Annotated in this window: 16 protein-coding genes; 6 read left to right on the top strand and 10 right to left on the bottom strand. The window is 69.5% G+C overall.

All coding sequences use genetic code 11. The annotated features are described in order from the left end of the window. Positions 1–17 precede the first annotated feature (17 nt). The 3 genes from NRY95_09945 (at position 18) to NRY95_09935 (ending at position 2,708) form a co-directional block, all read left to right on the top strand. Complete coding sequence (locus NRY95_09945) at positions 18–611, top strand: IMPACT family protein (GenBank protein ID UYC18243.1); 594 nt, start codon at positions 18–20, stop codon at positions 609–611. Beyond that, positions 608–2,374: an ABC transporter transmembrane domain-containing protein gene (locus NRY95_09940; protein UYC18242.1), complete on the top strand. Its 1,767-nt coding sequence runs from the start codon at positions 608–610 to the stop codon at positions 2,372–2,374. Before NRY95_09945 ends, NRY95_09940 begins: the two co-directional genes overlap by 4 nt. Positions 2,375–2,498: 124 nt before the next feature. Further along, positions 2,499–2,708 carry a hypothetical protein gene (locus tag NRY95_09935; protein ID UYC18241.1) on the top strand — a complete coding sequence of 70 codons (210 nt, stop codon included), beginning with the start codon at positions 2,499–2,501 and terminating at the stop codon, positions 2,706–2,708. A 352-nt stretch (positions 2,709–3,060) separates the two neighbouring features. Here the strand turns inward: NRY95_09935 and NRY95_09930 are convergent, their stop codons facing one another. The 6 genes from NRY95_09930 to hrcA all read right to left on the bottom strand — a co-directional run bounded on the left by NRY95_09930 (position 3,061) and on the right by hrcA (position 10,482). Then, positions 3,061–4,173 carry a prephenate dehydrogenase gene (locus NRY95_09930; protein UYC18240.1) on the bottom strand — a complete coding sequence of 371 codons (1,113 nt, stop codon included), beginning with the start codon at positions 4,171–4,173 and terminating at the stop codon, positions 3,061–3,063. Further along, positions 4,170–5,078, bottom strand: a complete 909-nt coding sequence (gene pdxY / locus NRY95_09925) for a pyridoxal kinase (GenBank protein ID UYC18239.1) — start codon at positions 5,076–5,078, stop codon at positions 4,170–4,172. The genes NRY95_09930 and pdxY overlap by 4 nt, the downstream gene beginning before the upstream one ends. Before the next feature lie 283 nt (positions 5,079–5,361). Next, on the bottom strand, positions 5,362–6,489 hold the full coding sequence (gene dnaJ / locus NRY95_09920) for a molecular chaperone DnaJ (protein ID UYC18238.1): 1,128 nt from the start codon (positions 6,487–6,489) through the stop codon (positions 5,362–5,364). 153 nt (positions 6,490–6,642) lie between these two features. Next, on the bottom strand, positions 6,643–8,559 hold the full coding sequence (dnaK, locus tag NRY95_09915) for a molecular chaperone DnaK (GenBank protein ID UYC18237.1): 1,917 nt from the start codon (positions 8,557–8,559) through the stop codon (positions 6,643–6,645). 150 nt (positions 8,560–8,709) lie between these two features. Continuing rightward, positions 8,710–9,231: a nucleotide exchange factor GrpE gene (grpE, locus tag NRY95_09910; protein ID UYC18236.1), complete on the bottom strand. Its 522-nt coding sequence runs from the start codon at positions 9,229–9,231 to the stop codon at positions 8,710–8,712. A gap of 192 nt (positions 9,232–9,423) precedes the next feature. Next, positions 9,424–10,482, bottom strand: coding sequence for a heat-inducible transcriptional repressor HrcA (gene hrcA / locus NRY95_09905; protein ID UYC18235.1), 1,059 nt, complete (start codon positions 10,480–10,482; stop codon positions 9,424–9,426). A 112-nt stretch (positions 10,483–10,594) separates the two neighbouring features. Between hrcA and recN the strand changes: the two genes are divergently transcribed. Further along, positions 10,595–12,262, top strand: a complete 1,668-nt coding sequence (recN, locus tag NRY95_09900) for a DNA repair protein RecN (protein ID UYC18234.1) — start codon at positions 10,595–10,597, stop codon at positions 12,260–12,262. 811 nt (positions 12,263–13,073) lie between these two features. Here the strand turns inward: recN and fur are convergent. Further along, a complete protein-coding gene (fur, locus tag NRY95_09895; GenBank protein ID UYC18233.1) occupies positions 13,074–13,496 on the bottom strand; it encodes a ferric iron uptake transcriptional regulator in 423 nt (140 codons plus the stop codon). 103 nt (positions 13,497–13,599) lie between these two features. Here fur and bamE point away from each other — a divergent pair, with 103 nt between their 5' ends. Next, the gene (gene bamE / locus NRY95_09890) at positions 13,600–13,998 is read left to right on the top strand and encodes an outer membrane protein assembly factor BamE (protein ID UYC18232.1); all 399 of its coding nucleotides are present in this window, start codon (positions 13,600–13,602) and stop codon (positions 13,996–13,998) included. Between the two features lie 24 nt (positions 13,999–14,022). Here the strand turns inward: bamE and NRY95_09885 are convergent, their stop codons facing one another. Together NRY95_09885 and NRY95_09880 are read right to left on the bottom strand one after the other, a co-directional pair. Next, positions 14,023–14,286, bottom strand: a complete 264-nt coding sequence (locus tag NRY95_09885) for an RnfH family protein (GenBank protein ID UYC18231.1) — start codon at positions 14,284–14,286, stop codon at positions 14,023–14,025. After that, positions 14,283–14,714, bottom strand: coding sequence for a type II toxin-antitoxin system RatA family toxin (locus NRY95_09880; GenBank protein UYC18230.1), 432 nt, complete (start codon positions 14,712–14,714; stop codon positions 14,283–14,285). Before NRY95_09880 ends, NRY95_09885 begins: the two co-directional genes overlap by 4 nt. A 60-nt stretch (positions 14,715–14,774) precedes the next feature. Here NRY95_09880 and smpB point away from each other — a divergent pair, with 60 nt between their 5' ends. After that, positions 14,775–15,278, top strand: coding sequence for an SsrA-binding protein SmpB (gene smpB, locus NRY95_09875; GenBank protein ID UYC18229.1), 504 nt, complete (start codon positions 14,775–14,777; stop codon positions 15,276–15,278). A 169-nt stretch (positions 15,279–15,447) separates the two neighbouring features. Here the strand turns inward: smpB and NRY95_09870 are convergent, their stop codons facing one another. Next, positions 15,448–17,694, bottom strand: coding sequence for a S8 family peptidase (locus NRY95_09870; protein UYC18554.1), 2,247 nt, complete (start codon positions 17,692–17,694; stop codon positions 15,448–15,450). Between the last annotated feature and the right edge of the window lie 304 nt (positions 17,695–17,998).

The following is a 17,998-nucleotide window of genomic DNA, read 5'->3' as shown; positions in this document are numbered from 1 at the left end:
CGTCTAGAATGGCGCCGATGCCCGATACGCTCCTCCACCTCGTCAGCCACAGCGTGGACATCAAGCACAGCCGCTTCCTGGCACAGGCGGCGCCGATCGCCCACGCCGGTGCGGCGCTGGCGTTCGTGCAGCGGGTCGCGGTGGCCGATGCCACCCACAACTGCTGGGCCTACCGCCACGGCGACGACTACCGCTCCAGCGACGATGGCGAACCGTCCGGGACCGCCGGCCGCCCGATCCTGGCAGCGATCGACGGCCAGGGCTTCGACCGCGTGGTGGTGGTGGTCACGCGCTGGTACGGCGGCATCAAGCTCGGCGCCGGCGGCCTGGTCCGCGCCTATGGCGGCACCGCCGCCGAGTGCCTGCGGCTGGCGCCGCGGCAGCCGTTGCTGGCCTTGAGCCTGGTCACCCTGCACTGCGGCTTCGACGATCTGGGCACTGTGCACGCGGCGCTGAGCGCCTGCGCCGCCGAAAAACTCGATGAACGCTTCGACGCCGACGGCGCCGAACTGCGCCTGCGCCTGCCCAGCGATCGCGTCGACGCCTTGAAAACACGGCTGCGCGACGCCACACGGAACAGGGTCCGCTGTTCGGAAACCTCCCCCGCATGAACGATCCGTCGGCCGACCAGGCCAAGTCGCTGCGCAAACTCGGCAGCCTGCGCACCCTGTGGCCGTTCGTGCAGCGCCAGCGCGGCCTGTTCGGCGCCTGGCTGCTGGCGCTGGCGGTGTCCTCCAGCGCGACGCTGAGCCTGCCGGTGGCGGTCCGGCAGATGATCGACCACGGTTTCAGCGACGGCAGCAGGATCAACCAGTCCTTCGCGCTGCTGTTCGCGTTGGCGGTGGTGCTGGCGATCGCCACCGCGCTGCGCTTCTACTTCGTGTCGCTGCTCGGCGAGAAGGTCGTCGCCGACCTGCGCGGACGCCTGTACGCGCACCTGATCGGCCTGCACGCCGGTTTCCACGACCGCAACCGCAGCGGCGAACTGGTGTCGCGGCTGTCGGCCGACAGCGAACTGTTGCGCGGGGTGATCGGCAGCACCATGTCGGTGGCGCTGCGCAGCACGGTGACGGTGATCGGCAGCATCGTGATGCTGTTCGTGACCAGCCCGCACCTGGCCGCCTATGCGCTGCTCGGCATCCCGCTGGCGGTGTTGCCGATCGTGCTCGGCGCGCGCCGCCTGCAGAAGATCTCGCGCGCCAGCCAGGACCGCGTCGCCGACGCCAACACGCTGGCCGCCGAAACCCTGGGCGCGGTGCGCACGGTGCAGGCGCATGCGCGCGAGCCCTACGAGCGTGGCCGCTTCGGCCAGGCGCTTGCCCTGTCGGTGGACGTGGCGCGGCGCCGGGTGCGCGCGCAGGCGCTGATCACCGCGGTGGCGATCGTCCTGGTGTTCGGCGCGATCGTGCTGGTGCTGTGGTCCGGCGCGCACGAAGTGGCGGCCGGCGAACTGAGCGCCGGCGCGCTCGGCCAGTTCGTGCTGTACGCGATGTTCGGCGGCGGCTCGGTGGCCTCGCTGGCCGAAGTCTGGAACGACCTGCAGCGCGCGGCCGGCGGCATGGGCCGCATCGCCGAGCTGTTCGCCGAACGGCCCGAAGTGGTGGCGCCGGCGCAGCCGCGTGCGCTGCCGCAGCCGCTGCGCGGCGAGGTGCGTTTCGACAACGTGGTGTTCCGCTATCCGCAGCGCGACGAGCATCCGGCGCTGGACGGCTTCGACCTGCACGTGCGGCCAGGCGAGAGCGTGGCCCTGGTCGGCCCCTCCGGCGCCGGCAAGAGCACCGTGCTGTCGCTGCTGCTGCGCTTCCACGATCCGCAGGCGGGCACGGTGCGGGTGGACGGCATCGACCTGCGCGAACTGGACCCGGCGCAGCTGCGCGAAAACGTCGGCCTGGTGCCGCAGCACCCGACCCTGTTCGCCGCCAGCGCCGCCGACAACATCCGCTACGGCCGGCTCGAGGCCAGCGACGCCGAGGTCGAGGCCGCCGCGCGCGCCGCCGAAGCCGACAGCTTCATCCGCCAGTTGCCGGACGGCTACGCCAGCGAACTGGGCGAACGCGGCGCGCGCCTGTCCGGCGGCCAGCAGCAGCGCATCGCCATCGCCCGCGCCCTGCTCAAGGACGCGCCGATCCTGCTGCTGGACGAAGCCACCAGCGCGCTCGACGCGCAGAGCGAATACGCCGTGCAACAGGCACTGGAACGGTTGATGGCCGGGCGCACCACCCTGGTGATCGCGCACCGCCTGGCGACGGTACTCAAGGCCGATCGCATCGTGGTGATGGACCACGGCCGCATCGTCGCCCAGGGCACCCATGCCGAGCTGTTGGCGCAGGGCGGCCTGTACGCGGAACTGGCACGGCTGCAGTTCATCGACTGAGCACGCCGTGCTAACACCGGCGGGACTACGGTCCCGCTGCGCCCCACGCAACGGCTGCGGCGCAAGGCGCCGGCAGCGTTTCCGGCGCAATCCGGTTCGACGAATCGCCTTCAGGAGACACGCCATGTCCTTTCGCCAGCTGCCCGCCTTCGGCCCCGACGGCGAGGCCTATCTGATCACCGAGTTCCAGGACGAAACGCAGCAGCAGCAGGCGCAGCACGACGCGCCGTCCACGCCGGCGCTGCGCTACGAACTGGCCGACGGGCGCAAGCTGATCCGCCGCGGCCAGCAGTTCACCACCACCAGCGGCGAGCTGACCCTGACCGCGGCGTGAGCGCGCACGCTGCCGCGCGGCAACGACGAGCGGCAATGCGATCTGTCCGCCTCGCGCGCTGCGCGCGACGGCCAGTGATCAATTATTGACCAAGCCTCTTGACACGCCCGCCGCACAGGGCGCGCAGACACTTATCCACATGTTTGCGCGCATTCCATCCACACTGCCTGTGGATGAAGTGCGCTAGCGTTGCGATTGCGGCAGCCGGGTATCCCCTGCCCTTGTAGGCGGCTGCAGCCGCGACCGCAGCCCCCTGGACACGGACATGCTGCGCAACGCGCTGGCCAACCGCTTTGTTGGTACTGCCTGTCGCGGCTGAAGCCGCTCTTGCAGGGTGACGGTCTGCTTCGGACTAGCGTGGCAACACCCGGCCGATCCCGCTGGCGTCGATCTCCGCTGCCGCGGCATCCAACACCGTCGCCGCGGTGGCCGGATCGAAGCCGATGCGGAAATGCAGTTCTCCGGTCGGCGTGCGCGAGGAGTGGATCGAGGCCAGGCTGACGTCGTGGCGCTCGAACACGTACAGCAAGGTGCGCAACGATCCCGCCCGGTCCTCGGGCAGATAGACGCTGAGCGTCAGCTGTTCGGTCAGGTCGGCGAGCAGATAGCCGACGCGTTCGTAGCTGTAGTTGCCGTGCGCGATCGCCGCCTCGCCCAGCGCCTGGCGATTGGCGTCGAGGAAATCGGCGCGGAACTGCGCGCGCGCCGCATCGTCGCCGCGGCCGACCTGGTCGCGCAGCCGCGACAGTTGCGCGATCAAGCCGTCGAGCACGCCGCCGACATGCGGGTTGCCGAACTGGATGTCTTCGTAGATCGCCGGGTTCAGCGCCAGGATGCGCGCGATGATCGCGGTATCCAGTTCGAACGAGGCCGAACGGTACGGCATCAGCGCCTGCAGCGGCCCCAGCGTCGGCGCCTGCTCGCGCAGCACGCCGGCCTGGGCCAGGTGGCTGGCATGCACCATCGCCTGCACCAGCGCCATCACCTGGTCGTGGTGGTCGGGCGTGCTGCGCACGCATTCGGCTTCCAGCGCCGTGCACAGCTGCTGCAGCCACGCCTGCCAACGCGACAACCGCGCTTCGCAGACCACCAGCACGCGGCCCTTCAGCGTGGGCGACTTCGGCGGCGCGGTCATCGGATGCAGGCCGGCCACCTCCGCCTGCGAGGCCAGCATCGCGGCCACCGGTTCGCGCTTGACCGAGGTCACGTCCAGCCACAGCTGATCGCGTTCGCGCCCGGCGGCGCGGCGCACGTAGTCGCCGATCAGCGCCGGCGTGCGCCGGATCGGCGCGGAGAAGATCAGCACCTGCGCGCGCTGCAGCAAGGCGTCCGGATCCAGCGACTGCGGATCGGCCGGATCGTGGCCGACCACCTGCAGCTGCATGCGCTCGCGGAAGAACCGGCTCAGCCAGCGGCCATAGGCGCCGGCGCTGCCGACGATGCCGACGACCGGGCGCAGGCTCACGCCAGGCGCTCGGCGGCGAAGCGCAGCGGCGTGGCCAGCGCCGCGGGCGCGGCGGCGAGCACGTCCAGTTCCTCATAGCCGCTGGCCAGGGTCGCTTCCAGCGCCGCATGCACGCCGGCGATGGCGCGGCCGATCGCCAGCTCGAACGCGTCGCCGCGCAGCAGGAACGCGACCAGCAGCGCCATCAGCACGTCGCCGGTGCCGGCCACGTCCACCGGCAACAGCGGCGAGCACCAGCGGTAGACCGCCTCGCGGCTCACCGCCAGGGTCACCAGCTGGCCTGCGTCGCCGCTGACGCTGTGCGCCAACACCCACTGCGGCCCGCGCGCCAGCAGCACGCGCGCCGCGGCGATGGCATCGTCCTGCGCCAGCGCCGGCAGGCCGGTCAGGCGGCCGAGTTCGAACGCGTTCGGCGTGACCAGCCACGCATGCGGCAACAGGCGTTCGGCGAACACGGTCTCCAGCCCCGGCTCGACATAGGGTCCGGTATGCGTATCGCCGATCACCGGATCCAGGCAGTAGCGCAGCGACGGGCACTGCGGCAGCGTGGCGTCGAGCCAGTCGGCGAACGCAGTGCCGTTGCCGACGCTGCCGAAATAGCCGGACACCAACATGCGCGCACGCTGCGGCAAGCCGCGCTCGCTGGCGCCGAGCAGCAGATCGGCGAACCAGTCCGACGGCAGCACCTTGCCGCGCAAGGTGTCGTAGAACGGCGCGTTGCTCAACAACGTGGTCGGGATCTCCGCCACGCGCAGGCCCAGCGCACGCATCGGCGGCATCGCTGCGCTGTTGCCGGCGTGGCCATAGACCAGTTGCGACTGCACGGAAACGACGTCGACCGGCACCGGCCCGTCGGGGCGCTGGCGACGGCCGTGGATCAGATGGCGTTCGGCGGATGCGTTCATCGCCGTAGTTTAAGGGCTGGGATTGGGGATTCGGGATCGGAAAAGGCACCCGCAGCCGCCGAATGCGCCCGCGCCTTCCTGTCCAGCACGGGAACCAACGGCCGCAGGATCCGCCGTTGCCAATCCCCAATCCCAATCCCAATCCCAACTCCCAGCAACCAAAAAGGCACGTGCCCGGCGCCAAAAATCGCGCCCCACACGTGCCTCTTCTTGCGCACGAGACCCGACAGGCACCAGGGATCGGCCGTTGCGAATCCCCAATCCCCAATCCCGAATCACGGCCTTACGACGTCATCCGGTCCCAGAACCCCTTCACCCCGTCGATGAAGGTCGCCGACTTCGGCGAATGCTTGCGCGCGTCCTCGCCGGTGAAGGTGGATTCGAACTCTTCCAGCAGCTTGCGCTGGTCGGCGGTGAGGTTGACCGGGGTTTCCACCACCACGCGGCAGTACAGGTCGCCTTCGCTGCGGCTGCGCACCGAACGCACGCCCTTACCGCGCAAGCGGAACAGCTTGCCGGTCTGGGTCTCGGCGGGAATGCGGATCTCCGCCTCGCCGCCCAGCGTGGCCACGCGCACGGTGTCGCCGAGCGCGGCCTGGGAGATGCGGATCGGCACTTCGCAGTGCAGGTCGTCGCCGTCGCGCTGGAAGATCGCATGCTCGCGCACCCGCACTTCCACATACAGATCGCCAGGCGGGGTGCCAGCCGGACCGGCCTCGCCTTCGCCGGACAGGCGGATGCGGTCGCCGTTGTCCACGCCGGGCGGAATCTTCACCGACAGCACCTTGGTTTCCTCGACGCGGCCGGCGCCGTGGCAGGTGCCGCACGGGTTCTGCACGATCTGGCCGCGGCCGGCGCAATGCGGGCAGCTCTGCTGCATCGCGAAGATGCCGCGCTGGATCCGCACCTGGCCGCGCCCCTGGCAGGTCGTGCAGATCTCGACCTTGCCGTCTTCCGAGCCGCTGCCGTGGCAGTGTTCGCATTCGCCCAGGGTCGGAATCTCGATGCGCCGCTCGATCCCGGCCACCGCCTCTTCCAGATCCAGTTCCAGCACGTAGCCGATGTCGGCGCCGCGCCGCGCCGCGCGGCCGCCACCGCCGGCGCCACCGAAGATGTTGCCGAAGATGTCGCCGAAGATATCGCCCATGTCCGGGCCGCCAGCACCGCCACCGCCGCCCATCCCGTGCTCGAACGCGGCATGGCCGTGCGCGTCGTACATGCGCCGCTTGTTGCCGTCGGAGAGGACCTCGTAGGCTTCCTTGCATTCCTTGAACGCGGCCTCGGCCGCGTGGTCGCCCGGATTGCGGTCGGGGTGGTACTTCATCGCACAGCGGCGATAGGCCTTCTTCAGCTCGTCGTCGCTGGCGGTACGGGCCACGCCCAGCACTTCGTAGTAGTCGCGTTTGCTCATTGATCGGGACTCGGGACTCGGGACTCGGGACCCGGCATGGCGGAAAGTTGATACACGGTAGCGGCTCCAGGCGATGCGGAACGCGGGGCCAGGGACCCGGGACCCGGTAGGTTTCCCCACCGAGTCCCGAGTCCCCGGTCCCGAGTCCCGGCCTTACTTCTTGTCGTCCTTGACCTCGGTGAACTCGGCGTCGACCACGTCGTCGCCGGCGGCCTGCGCACCGCCCGGGGCGGCGCCCGGCTGCTGTTCGCCGGCGGCGGCGGCCGCGTACAGCGACTGCCCGGCCTCTTCCAGCGCCTTGGTCTTGGCCTCGATCTGGCCCTTGTCGTCGCCCTTCATCGCCGTTTCCAGGTCCGCCAGGGCCGACTCGACCTTGCCGATCACGTCGCCGCCGACCTTGCTGCCGTGCTCGGTGATCGCGCTGCGGGTGGCGTGGATCAGGCCGTCGGCCTGGTTGCGCGCCTGCACCAGCTCATGGAACTTCTTGTCTTCCTCGCGGTTGGCTTCCGCGTCGGCGACCATCCGCTGGATCTCGTCGTCCGACAGGCCGGAGCCGGCCTTGATCTCGACCTTCTGTTCCTTGTTGGTCTTCTTGTCCTTGGCCGACACGTGCAGGATGCCGTTGGCGTCGATGTCGAAGGACACCTCCACCTGCGGCAGGCCGCGCGGCGCCGGCTCGATCCCGGACAGGTCGAACTTGGCCAGCGACTTGTTGTAGCGGGCCTGCTCGCGCTCGCCCTGCAGCACGTGCACGGTGACCGCGGACTGGTTGTCCTCGGCGGTGGAGAAGGTCTGCGAGGCCTTGGTCGGGATCGTGGTGTTCTTCTCGATGATCTTGGTGAACACGCCGCCCAGGGTCTCGATGCCCAGGCTCAGCGGGGTCACGTCGAGCAGCAGCACGTCCTTGACGTCGCCGGCCAGCACGCCGCCCTGGATCGCCGCGCCCAGTGCCACGGCCTCGTCGGGGTTGACGTCCTTGCGCGGCTCCTTGCCGAAGAACTCGGCCACCGCCTGCTGCACCTTCGGCATGCGGGTCTGGCCGCCGACCAGGATCACCTCGGTCACGTCGCTGGCGCGCAGGCCGGCGTCGTTGAGCGCGGTGCGGCACGGCTCGATGGTGCGCTTGACCAGGTCCTCGACCAGCGCCTCGAGCTTGGCCCGGGTCAGCTTGATGTTGAGGTGCTTGGGCCCCGACGCGTCGGCGGTGACGTACGGCAGGTTGACTTCGGTCTGCTGCGAGGACGACAGCTCGATCTTGGCGCGCTCGGCCGCATCCTTCAGGCGCTGCAGCGCCAGCGGATCCTTGCGCAGGTCGATGCCCTGGTCCTTGTTGAATTCCTCGACCAGGTAGTCGATGACGCGCTTGTCGAAGTCTTCGCCGCCGAGGAAGGTGTCGCCGTTGGTGGCCAGCACTTCGAACTGCTTCTCGCCGTCGACGTTGGCGATCTCGATGATCGACACGTCGAAGGTGCCGCCGCCCAGGTCGTACACCGCGATCTTGCGATCGCCGCCCTGGCCCTTGTCCAGGCCGTAGGCCAGCGCCGCGGCGGTCGGCTCGTTGATGATGCGCTTGACGTCCAGGCCGGCGATGCGGCCGGCGTCCTTGGTCGCCTGGCGCTGGCTGTCGTTGAAGTACGCCGGCACGGTGATGACCGCCTCGGTGACGGTCTCGCCCAGGAACGCCTCGGCGGTCTTCTTCATCTTCTCCAGCACCTGCGCGGAGATTTCCTGCGAGGCCAGCTTGCGGCCGTCGGCGGTGGCCACCCAGGCGTCGCCGTTGTCGTGCTGGACGATGCCGTACGGCACCAGACCGATGTCCTTCTGCACTTCGGCGTCGGTGAACTTGCGGCCGATCAGGCGCTTCACCGCGTAGAAGGTGTTCTTCGGGTTGGTGACCGCCTGGCGCTTGGCCGAGGCGCCCACCAGCACTTCGCCGTCCTTGGTGTAGGCGACGATCGAGGGCGTGGTGCGGTCGCCTTCGGAATTTTCGATGACGCGGGCCTTGCCGCCGTCCATGATCGCCACGCACGAGTTGGTCGTGCCCAGGTCGATGCCGATGATCTTGCCCATTGGATGACTCCTGAAAATTTCTGGTGTCCGGCCGCTGCCGGGGTCTGGTTCGGATATAGGGATGGCCGCAGGTCATTCAAGCCATCACCGCAAATTAGCGTTCTGCCGCGGTGCGCGCCCGATTCGGGCGCGCACCGCCGGCGCCACGCGTCAATCGTGCTTGGCGACCACCACCAGCGCCGGCCGCAGCAGGCGCTCGTTGAGCAGGTAGCCCTTCTGGAACACCTGGATCACGTGGCCGGGGGCGACGCCGTCGGCCTCGGCCTGGCTGATCGCCTGGTGGTGCTCCGGGTTGAACGGCTGCCCGGTCGGGTCGAGCAGGGTCAGGCCATTGTCGGCGGCGACCTTGAGCAGCTGCTTGTAGGTCAGCTCCAGGCCGTCGCGCAGCGGGCTGGGGTCGCTGCCGGCCGCGCTCAGGCCGGCGTCCAGGCTGTCGAACACCGGCAGCAGGTCGCCGAGCAGGCGCTCGTTGGCGAACTTGCGCGCCTGCTCGACATCGCGGGCGATGCGCTTGCGCTGGTTTTCCAGGTCGGCGCGCTCGCGCAGCACGTCGGCCTTGAGCAGCGCCAGCTCGGTGCGCAGCATCTCGATTTCCGCCTGCAGCGGATCGGTCGACGGCTGCTGGGCGTCGGACAGGTGTTCAGAATCGAATTCGGGGTGGTCTTGGTTCATTTCCGGTTCCCTGGCGGGAGATGCACCCGCCCTACCGGACCACCTATGTGGGCGTGTGGAGCGGATTCAAGATGCTGTGTTGCATGTTCGGGACTCGGGACCGGGGACTCGGGACCCGGGGAATGCGCGGTCTGGGGCTTGGCTGGCTGGCGGAAAGGAGGGACTGGCGCTGCCCTGTGCGGCGCTTGGCGGTCAGCGTTCGCTCGGCGGGGTCGGGTCCAGGGCCGCGCCCAGGACTTCGGCGGCGGTCTGCACCAGCGGGATCACCCGGTCGTAGTCCATGCGCTTGGGGCCGATCACCCCCAGCACTCCCAGCACCTGGCCGCCGGCCATGTACGGCGCGGTGACCAGCGACACGCTCTCCAGCGGCACCACCCCGGTCTCTTCGCCGATGAAGATGCGCACGCCCGGCGCGCGGATGGTGCGCTCCAGCAGCTGCAGGATTTCGCGCTTGCTGGCGAAGATCTCGAACAGTTCGCGCAGCCGCTCCAGGTCCGACAGGTCCTGCACGCCCATCAGCTTGGTCTGCCCGGCCAGCACCATGTCGTCGCCGGCCGGCGCCAGCGCCTGCTCGGCCAGCTCCACGCTGTGCGCCAGCAGCAGCTCCATCTCGTCGCGCGCATGGCGCAGGTCGCGCACCAGGCTGGCGCGGATGTCGGCCAGCGCGCGCCCGGCGAAATGCGCGTTCAGATAATTGGCCACCCGTTCCAGCTCGGCCGGCTCGTAGGCCTTGCGCGGTTCGATGACCCGGTTCTGCACCTCGTTGTCGGCGAACACCAGGATCGCCAGTACCCGGCGCGCGTCCAGCGGCACGAAGTCGATGTGCCGGAACGCGAACTGCTCGCGCTTGGGCGCGCTGACCACGCCGACGAAATGGGTCATCGCCGACAGCAGCTCCGAAGCGCTGCCGAGCAGCGCCTGGGTGCCGGCGGCGCTGCTCATCTCCGCGCGCAGCCGCGCCACCTCGCCCTCGCCGGGCGGGCGCATCTGCACCAGGCTGTCGACGAACACCCGGTAGCCGGTGGCGGTGGGAATGCGCCCGGCCGAGGTGTGCGGCGAGCTGAGCAGGCCGGCGTCCTCCAGGTCGGCGAGGATGTTGCGGATGGTCGCCGGACTCACGTCCAGCCCGGCATGGCGGGCCAGGGTCTGCGAGCCGACCGGTTCGCCGTCGCGGATATAGCGCGAGATCAGCGTGCGCAGCAGCTGCCGGGCACGCGGGTCGAGCGAGGAGTGGACCGGGGAGGCGCGCATGGAATCAATCCGTGAGACTGGACACTAGATAATGGCTGCATGCCGGCTTGGCAAGTGATTGGCCCACCTACCCGCGCATGCTAGCGTTGCGCGGCCCCGGATTCCGACCCTCATGCTCAGACATCTCTCGATCAAGGATTTCGCCGTCGTGCGCGGCACCGAACTGGAATTCGGCGCTGGCATGACCGTGGTGTCCGGCGAAACCGGCGCCGGCAAGTCGCTGATGGTGGACGCGCTCGGCTTCCTGTCCGGGCTGCGCGCCGACAGCGGCGTGGTCCGCCATGGCGCCGACCGCGCCGAGCTGTCGGCCGAATTCGCCGTGCCCGAGGCCGCCCCGGCGCGCGCCTGGCTGCGCGAGAACGAGCTCGACGACGACGACCAATGCCAGCTGCGCCGGGTGATCCGCGCCGACGGCGGCTCGCGCGCCTGGATCAACGGCCGCCCGGTGACCCTGTCGCAGCTGGCCGAACTGGCCGGGCACCTGGTCGAGATCCATGGCCAGCACGAACACCAGGCGCTGCTGTCGCGCGGCAGCCAGCTCGGCCTGCTCGACGCCTACGCCCGCAACGAGGCCGAACGCGCCGCGGTGCGCGCCGCCGCCGCGCGCTGGCAGGCGCTGCTGGCCGAGCGCGAGACGCTGCTGGCGCAGGGCGACGTGTCCGACCGCATCGGTTTCCTCGAACACCAGCTGGCCGAGCTGCAGCGCGAGGACCTGGAGCCGGCGGCGATCGCCGCGCTGGACGCCAACCATCGCCGCCAGGCCCATGCCGCGGCGCTGATCGGCGCCTGCGAGGGCGCCGCGCAGCGGCTCAACGGCGACGAAGCGCCGGCGGTGCTGGAACTGCTGCAGCAGACCCGCCACGAACTCGGCAAGGTCGGCGAATACGAGCCGCGCCTGGCCGAGGTCGAAGCGCTGATCGACAGCGCCACGATCCAGCTGGAAGAGGCGCTGGCGCTGGTCGACCGGGTGCGCGACGACCTCGATGCCGATCCGGCGCAGTTCGAGGACATGGAACGCAGGCTGGGCCGGCTGCACGACCTGGCGCGCAAGCACCGGGTCACCCCGGACACGCTGGGCGAGCACCGCGACGCGCTGCTGGCCGAAGTCGAGGGCCTGCGCGGGGCCGGCGAACGGCTGGACGTGCTGGATGCGGAGATCGCCCGCGCCACCCAGGCCTGGCGCGCCGCCGCCGCCGCGCTCAGCGGCACCCGCCAGCGTGGCGCGCAGGCGCTGTCGCGCGACACCACCGCGCTGATCGGCGAACTGGGCATGGGCGGCGGGCGCTTCGAGATCCAGCTCGAGCCGCACGAGGCCGAGCGCCCCGACCCGGCCGGCGCCGAGCGCGTCGAATTCCTGGTCGCGGCCAACGCCGGCCAGCCGCCGCGGGCGCTGCGCAAGGTCGCCTCCGGCGGCGAGCTGTCGCGCATCTCGCTGGCGATCGAGGTCGCCGCGCTGGGCCTGGACGCGGTACCGACCATGGTGTTCGACGAAGTGGATTCGGGCATCGGCGGTGCGGTCGCCGACATCGTCGGCAAGAAGTTGCGCGCGCTCGGCGAGCAGCGCCAGGTGCTGTGCGTGACCCACCTGCCGCAGGTCGCGGCGCAGGGCCACGCCCACTACCGGGTCAGCAAGGCGCCGGTCGAGGGCATGACCCAGAGCTCGGTCGAGCTGCTGGCGCCGCGCCAGCGCGAGGAAGAGCTGGCGCGTATGCTGGGCGGGGTCGAGGTCAGCAAGGAAGCCCGCGCGGCGGCCAAGCGCTTGCTGCAGAGCGCTGGCTGAGGGTCTGCCGCCTGGGCTCGACCGGCGGATCCACCACGGCGGCTGCAAGAAGCGGCTGGGCGGCTGGACGAGCACCCGCGGCGAACCAGCGAGAAGGCTTTCGGGCGGCGGAAAGGACCGGGTCGGGGCTGAAGCCCCTCCCACAGTGCACCCAGCGAGTCGACCGCAAGCTCCCTGTAGGAGCAGTTTCGACCACGACAAACGGAGCCAGCCAGCTCCCCGGCTTCGCAAGCAGTCGGGGACTGATGACCCGAGGCCACCCAGAGCCCCTCCCACAGTGCACCCAGCAGGCTCACCGCAGCCCACCTGTGGGAGCGACTTCAGTCGCGACGAGCGGAGTCGGCCAGCTCTCCGGCTTCGCAAGCAGTCGGGGACTGATGACCCGAGGCCACCCAGAGTCCCTCCCACAGTGCACCCAGCAGGCTCACCGCAGCCCACCTGTGGGAGCGACTTCAGTCGCGACGAGCGGAGTCGGCCAGCTCTCCGGCTTCGCAAGCAGTCGGGAACTGATGGCCCGAGGCCACCCAGAGTTCCTCCCACAGTGCACCCAGCAGGCTCACCGCAGCCCACCTGTGGGAGCGACTTCAGTCGCGACGAGCGGAATCGGCCAGCTACCCGGCTTCGCAAGCAGTCGGGGAATGATGACCGGAGGCCCCCCAGAGCCCCTCCCACAGTGCATCCAGCCGGCTTGCCGCAAGTCCCGGTGTGGGCGACCTGGCGGGCCGCCAGTACTGCGCGCCGCACCGGCGCCAAGTGCGCCACGGCGATGCCCCTGAGCGAGACGATCCGGCGCCCGGATGCGCGGCCGGGCTCAGCCCTTCTTGCCGACCGGGCGCTTGCTGCGCACGTACAGCACCAACGAGTGCTCTTCCAGCTCGTAGCCGTGATCGGCGGCGATCTTGCGCTGCAGTTCCTCGATCTCGGCGCTTTCGAACTCGATGACGTTGCCGGTGTCCACGTCCACCATGTGGTCGTGGTGGCCGCCGCGGTCCAGTTCGTACACCGCCTGGCCGCCTTCGAAATTGTGCTTGAGCACCAGGCCGGCCGCCTCGAACTGGGTCAGGACGCGGTAGACCGTGGCCAGGCCGATCTCGTCGCCGTGGTCGAGCAACTGGCGGTAGATCTCTTCGGCGGTCATGTGGTGGCGTGCCGACTTCTGCTCGAGCAGCTCCAGGATGCGCATCCGGGGATGCGTGACCTTCAGGCCGACTTTGCGCAGATCGTGGGATTCCATGGCGTCTCCGTTCATAGCTGGTTTAGCGCCAGCTGCCTTGGGATGGGTCGCGGCGGTCGTCGGGAGTGTATCATCGACCCGATTTCCCTCAGTACTGTCCCCGATGCGCAATCTCTTGCTGGTCGCTGCTGTTGCCCTGTCCACCGCTGGCTGCGGAATCATCTACAAGCAGCCTATCTACCAAGGCAACCTGATCAAGCAGGCGGCCGTCGAGCAACTCAAGGTCGGCCAAAGCAAGCAGCAGGTCAGCGCGCTGCTCGGCACTCCGTCGATCCCGGATCCGTTCCACGCCGAACGCTGGGACTACACCTCGACCGAGCGCCTGAATCGCCTGGGCACCACCGAGATCAAGAATTTCGTCGTCTATTTCGACAACGACACGGTGACCCGCTGGGAAGGCGACTATTTCCCGGGCAACGATTCGGAACTGGCCAAGAACAGCGTGCGCCAGTTCGGCCGCAATCTGGCCAAGGACAAGAAGAAGCAGCGCCGCAGCGAGTAAGCGCCGGCAACCCGCCTGGCGGCGTTAGCGCGGTTTCGCGCGCCGCCGCCGGGCGTCCTTCGGATCGGCCAGCAATGGCCTGAGCAGTTCGACCCGGTCGCCATCGTGCAGGAGTTGGGTCGGCGCGGCGACGCTGCCATGAACCGCGCAGGGCATGCCGGGCGTCGCTTCGGCCAAGGCCGCGGCGGCCAACGCATCGGCGACAGTGGCGCCCTCGGGCAGCTGCAGCGTGCGCGCGACGAAGCGCTCCGGCCAGGCCAGCACCACCTCGACCCGCACCCCGCTCATGCCTCTTCGCGGTCGGCCACGCGCACGAAGTCGTTGACCATGCGGTCGGCCAGGCTCTGGAAGCCCAGTGCCAGCGCCGGCCCCAGCAGCCGCGAGGCCGGCTCGAAGTCCAGCGTCAGGCTGACCTTGCTGGCGTGGTCGTTGAAACCCTGGAACTCCCACTGCCCCTGCAGGCGCTTGAACGGGCCGTCGCGCAGCAGCATATCGATGCGGTCGGGGCGCTGCAGCCGGTTTTCGGTGGTGAACCAGGTCCGGAACGAACCCAGGCCCAGGTCCAGCCGCGCCACCAGGTACTGGTCGCTGTGCTCGAGCACATGCGCCGCGTCGCACCAGGCGAAGCGGCGCGGATAGGCGGCGACATCATTGACCAGGTCGAACATGCGCGTTGCGGGATGTTCGACCAGGGCGCTGCGGCGGATGATAGGCATTCGGTGCGGGGAAAGTGGACCAAGACGTTCGGGAGACCCCGAATCGGAGACAATAGCAAGATGAGCAAGAAACCCGCCAAGGATAAAGCAAACGGCGCGACGGCCAACAAGACCATCGCGTTGAACAAGCGTGCGCGCCACGAATACCACCTGGAGGACCGCTACGAAGCCGGCCTGGCCCTGCAGGGCTGGGAGGTCAAGTCGATCCGCGCCGGCCGCGCCAACATCGGCGAGAGCTACGCGTTCGTGCGCCAGGGCGAGCTGTTCCTGTTCGGCGCGCAGTTCACCCCGCTGATCCAGGCCTCCACCCACGTGGTCGCCGACGACCGCCGCACCCGCAAGCTGCTGCTGCACCGGAGCGAGATCGACAAGCTGATCGGCCGCGTCGAGCGCGACGGCTACACCCTGGTGCCCACCGCGATGTACTGGAGCAAGAACAAGATCAAGCTCGAGATCGCGCTGGCCAAGGGCAAGCAGGACCACGACAAGCGCGATGCCGCCAAGGACCGCGACTGGGCCCGCGACAAGCAGCGGATCATGCGGCGTCACAATAAAAATGCGTGAAAGCCGGGAATGGGGAGTCGGGAATGGGGAATGGTGACAAGCAGGTTCCCTGCACGCCCCACTACCCGCGAAGGGTGCCGAATGCTTGCCCTTCTGCTGCGGAACAACGCACAGGCCACGATGCCGCTTTCCTATTCCCGTTTCTCCATTCCCGATTCCCGGCGGCCCATCACGTTCCGCCAAGCATCCGCATCAGGCTCGGCAACCCACGACCCTGCATATAGGGATCGCGCTGCAGGTCCAGGCACTGGTCGAGCAGCAGTTGCTTGACCCGGTCCGGGCAGCCGATGAACTCGCGGCGCACCGACAGGAACGCGGCGATCAGTCCGGACACGTGCGCGGCCGCCATGCTGGTGCCGCTCATCTCCACCATCCAGGTGCTCGGGTCGTGCGCGTCGTAACGGTGGTGCGCGGAGACGATCTTCTCGCCCGGCGCCACTAGGTCCGGCTTGTGCCGGCCATCGGCGGTCGGGCCGCGCGAAGAAAAATACGACACGCCGTAGCTGTGCGGACTGCTCTTGTGCACCGAACCCACCGCCAGCGCCTCCTCCAGGTTGGCCGGATCGCCGATGCTCAGGTCCAGGTTCAGCGGATAGGCTTCGCCGTCGTTCTGCACCAGCCAGGCCAGGCCTTCGTTGCCGGCCGCGATCACCACCACCACGCCCTGCCGCCACAGCCGGCGCAGTTCGTTGCACAGCGGGGTGAAGCCGCAGCCGTAGCTTTCCGCGTCGAAGTAGCCGCCCAGGCTCAGGTTGACCCCGTGGATCACCAGCTCGCCGGCGCGCTCGTTGATCTCGGCAACCTGCTGCACGCCCTTGATGATCCACGAATCGCGGCCGTTGCCGTCGTCGTCCAGCACCTTCAGCCCGTACAGCCGCGCCTGCGGCGCCATGCCGGCGAAACGCAGCGGCGTGGCCGGCGCTACCCCGGGCAGCGGCGCCTCGCACTGCCCGGCGATGATGCCGGCCACATGGGTGCCATGGCCGTTGCCGTCCAGCGCGGCGAAGCCGGCGCCGGCGCCGGCGTCGCGGCGCAGCTCGCGGGCGCGGCCGCGCTGGGTGCAGTCCCATTGCGCCAGCACCGTTTCGGCCAGGCCCGGCTGCTGGAAATGCGGATGTCCCGCGGCGATGCCGCTGTCCAGCACCGCCCAGCCGATGCCGCCGCCGAGCGCGCGATACGCCACCTGCGCCGCGTCGGCCTGCACGGTGCTGCGCGACTGGTAGATCAGGGCGCGCTTGCCGGCGTCGCGCCACAGCCGTTTCAGGCTCAGGGTGCGATAGCGCTCGCGCAGGCTTTCGATCTCGAACCGGGTCAGGCGCGCCGATACATAGCGCTGCAGCGTGTCCTCCAGTTCGATCGCCGCGTCCAGCGCCTCGCCGTTCAATCCGGTGGACGCCCGGGTCAGCTCGCGCAGCGCCGCGACCAGATCGCGCTTCAACTGCGCCGGCTCGCGCTCGCCCGGCAGCCGGTCCAGTTCGATCAGCACCTCGTGGCGATAGTCCGGCGCGTGCGCCTCCAGTTGGTCGGACAGATCCTTGATCAGCACCGGATGCGCGATCGGCTGATCGAAGCCCACGCCCACCGCGCGCCGCACCTCGGCGCGGACCTCGGCGATGGACAGATAGCCGGAGCCGGAATGCGGATTGCGTTGCCAATCCGGGTTGATGCGCGACCCGGCGATGTTGTGGAAGCGCCCCTGCGCATCGGCGATGTCGTCGTTCAGATCGTCGTCCAGCGCCACCGGATCGCGCCGCTCGGCGACGTTGACCCAACGCTTCACGCAGGCCGGAAACGGCAACTTCTCGGTGCCGGTCCACTGCTTGAACATGCTGCGTACCACCGGCAGGCCCAGCGGCGACCCCAGGGTCAGCAGCAGCGACACTTCGCAGCCCTCGGCCCCGAACTCGCGCAGCACGTCGTAGGCGATAAGCGAGCCCTGGCTGTGCGCAACCACCACGAACGGACCGCCGCCCGCACGCATGCGCTGCAGCAGGCTTTCGCGCATCTGCGCGCGCCGCGCCGGCACGAAGAAGAAATCGTGCACGTCCTGCAGCAGCGCGGCGGAGATCAGTTTCAGCAGCATCCGGTTCAGCACGTCGATCGGCCCCTGCGCATGCAGGCCGGCCGCCTCCGGCGCGGCGGCCTGCACTTCGTCCAGCAACTGCCACAGGCACGCGCGCTCCTCCTCGCTGCCGGCCAGCGTATCGGCCAGCTGGCGCAGGTCGGACAGCTGGGGGACCACGCCCAGTGCGCCGAGCACGCGCTGCTCGGCCTGGTTCAACGCCGGGCCGCGGTCCTGGTCCTGGCAACTGCCCGGTTCCGGCGACGGATAGCGCTCGCGGCTGACCCAGTACGCCATGCGCGTGCGCTCGCCCATCTCGCGGCCGAACAGAGCACGATCCCACTGGCAGCGCAGCACCTCGGCCGGCGGCTTGTTGCCGATGCCATGGATGTAGATGACCGTGCGCGCCTGGCCCTGTGCCAGCGAGCCTTCGCCGGTGGCCTTGGGCCGCGCTCCGCGCGTGGGCGCTGGACCATTGGCGGTGGCATGCGCGCCACGAGGAGAGGAAGGCGCGCGCGCGGCAGCGAGTTCCGGCTTGGCTGTCCTGGGCTTGGCGGCCTTGGGCACAGCGGTGCTGGGCTTGTCGCTCGCCACTGTCTTCGCCGCGGTGCGCCGCGCCGGTCCGCTCGACCGAGCGACAGTCTTTTCCGCGGTCTTC

The sequence above is a fragment of the Xanthomonas campestris pv. phormiicola genome (assembly GCA_025666215.1).
GTDB lineage: Bacteria > Pseudomonadota > Gammaproteobacteria > Xanthomonadales > Xanthomonadaceae > Xanthomonas_A > Xanthomonas_A campestris_A.
Note: the sequence above shows the minus strand (reverse complement) of the source record. Positions and strands in the feature narration are given on the sequence as shown.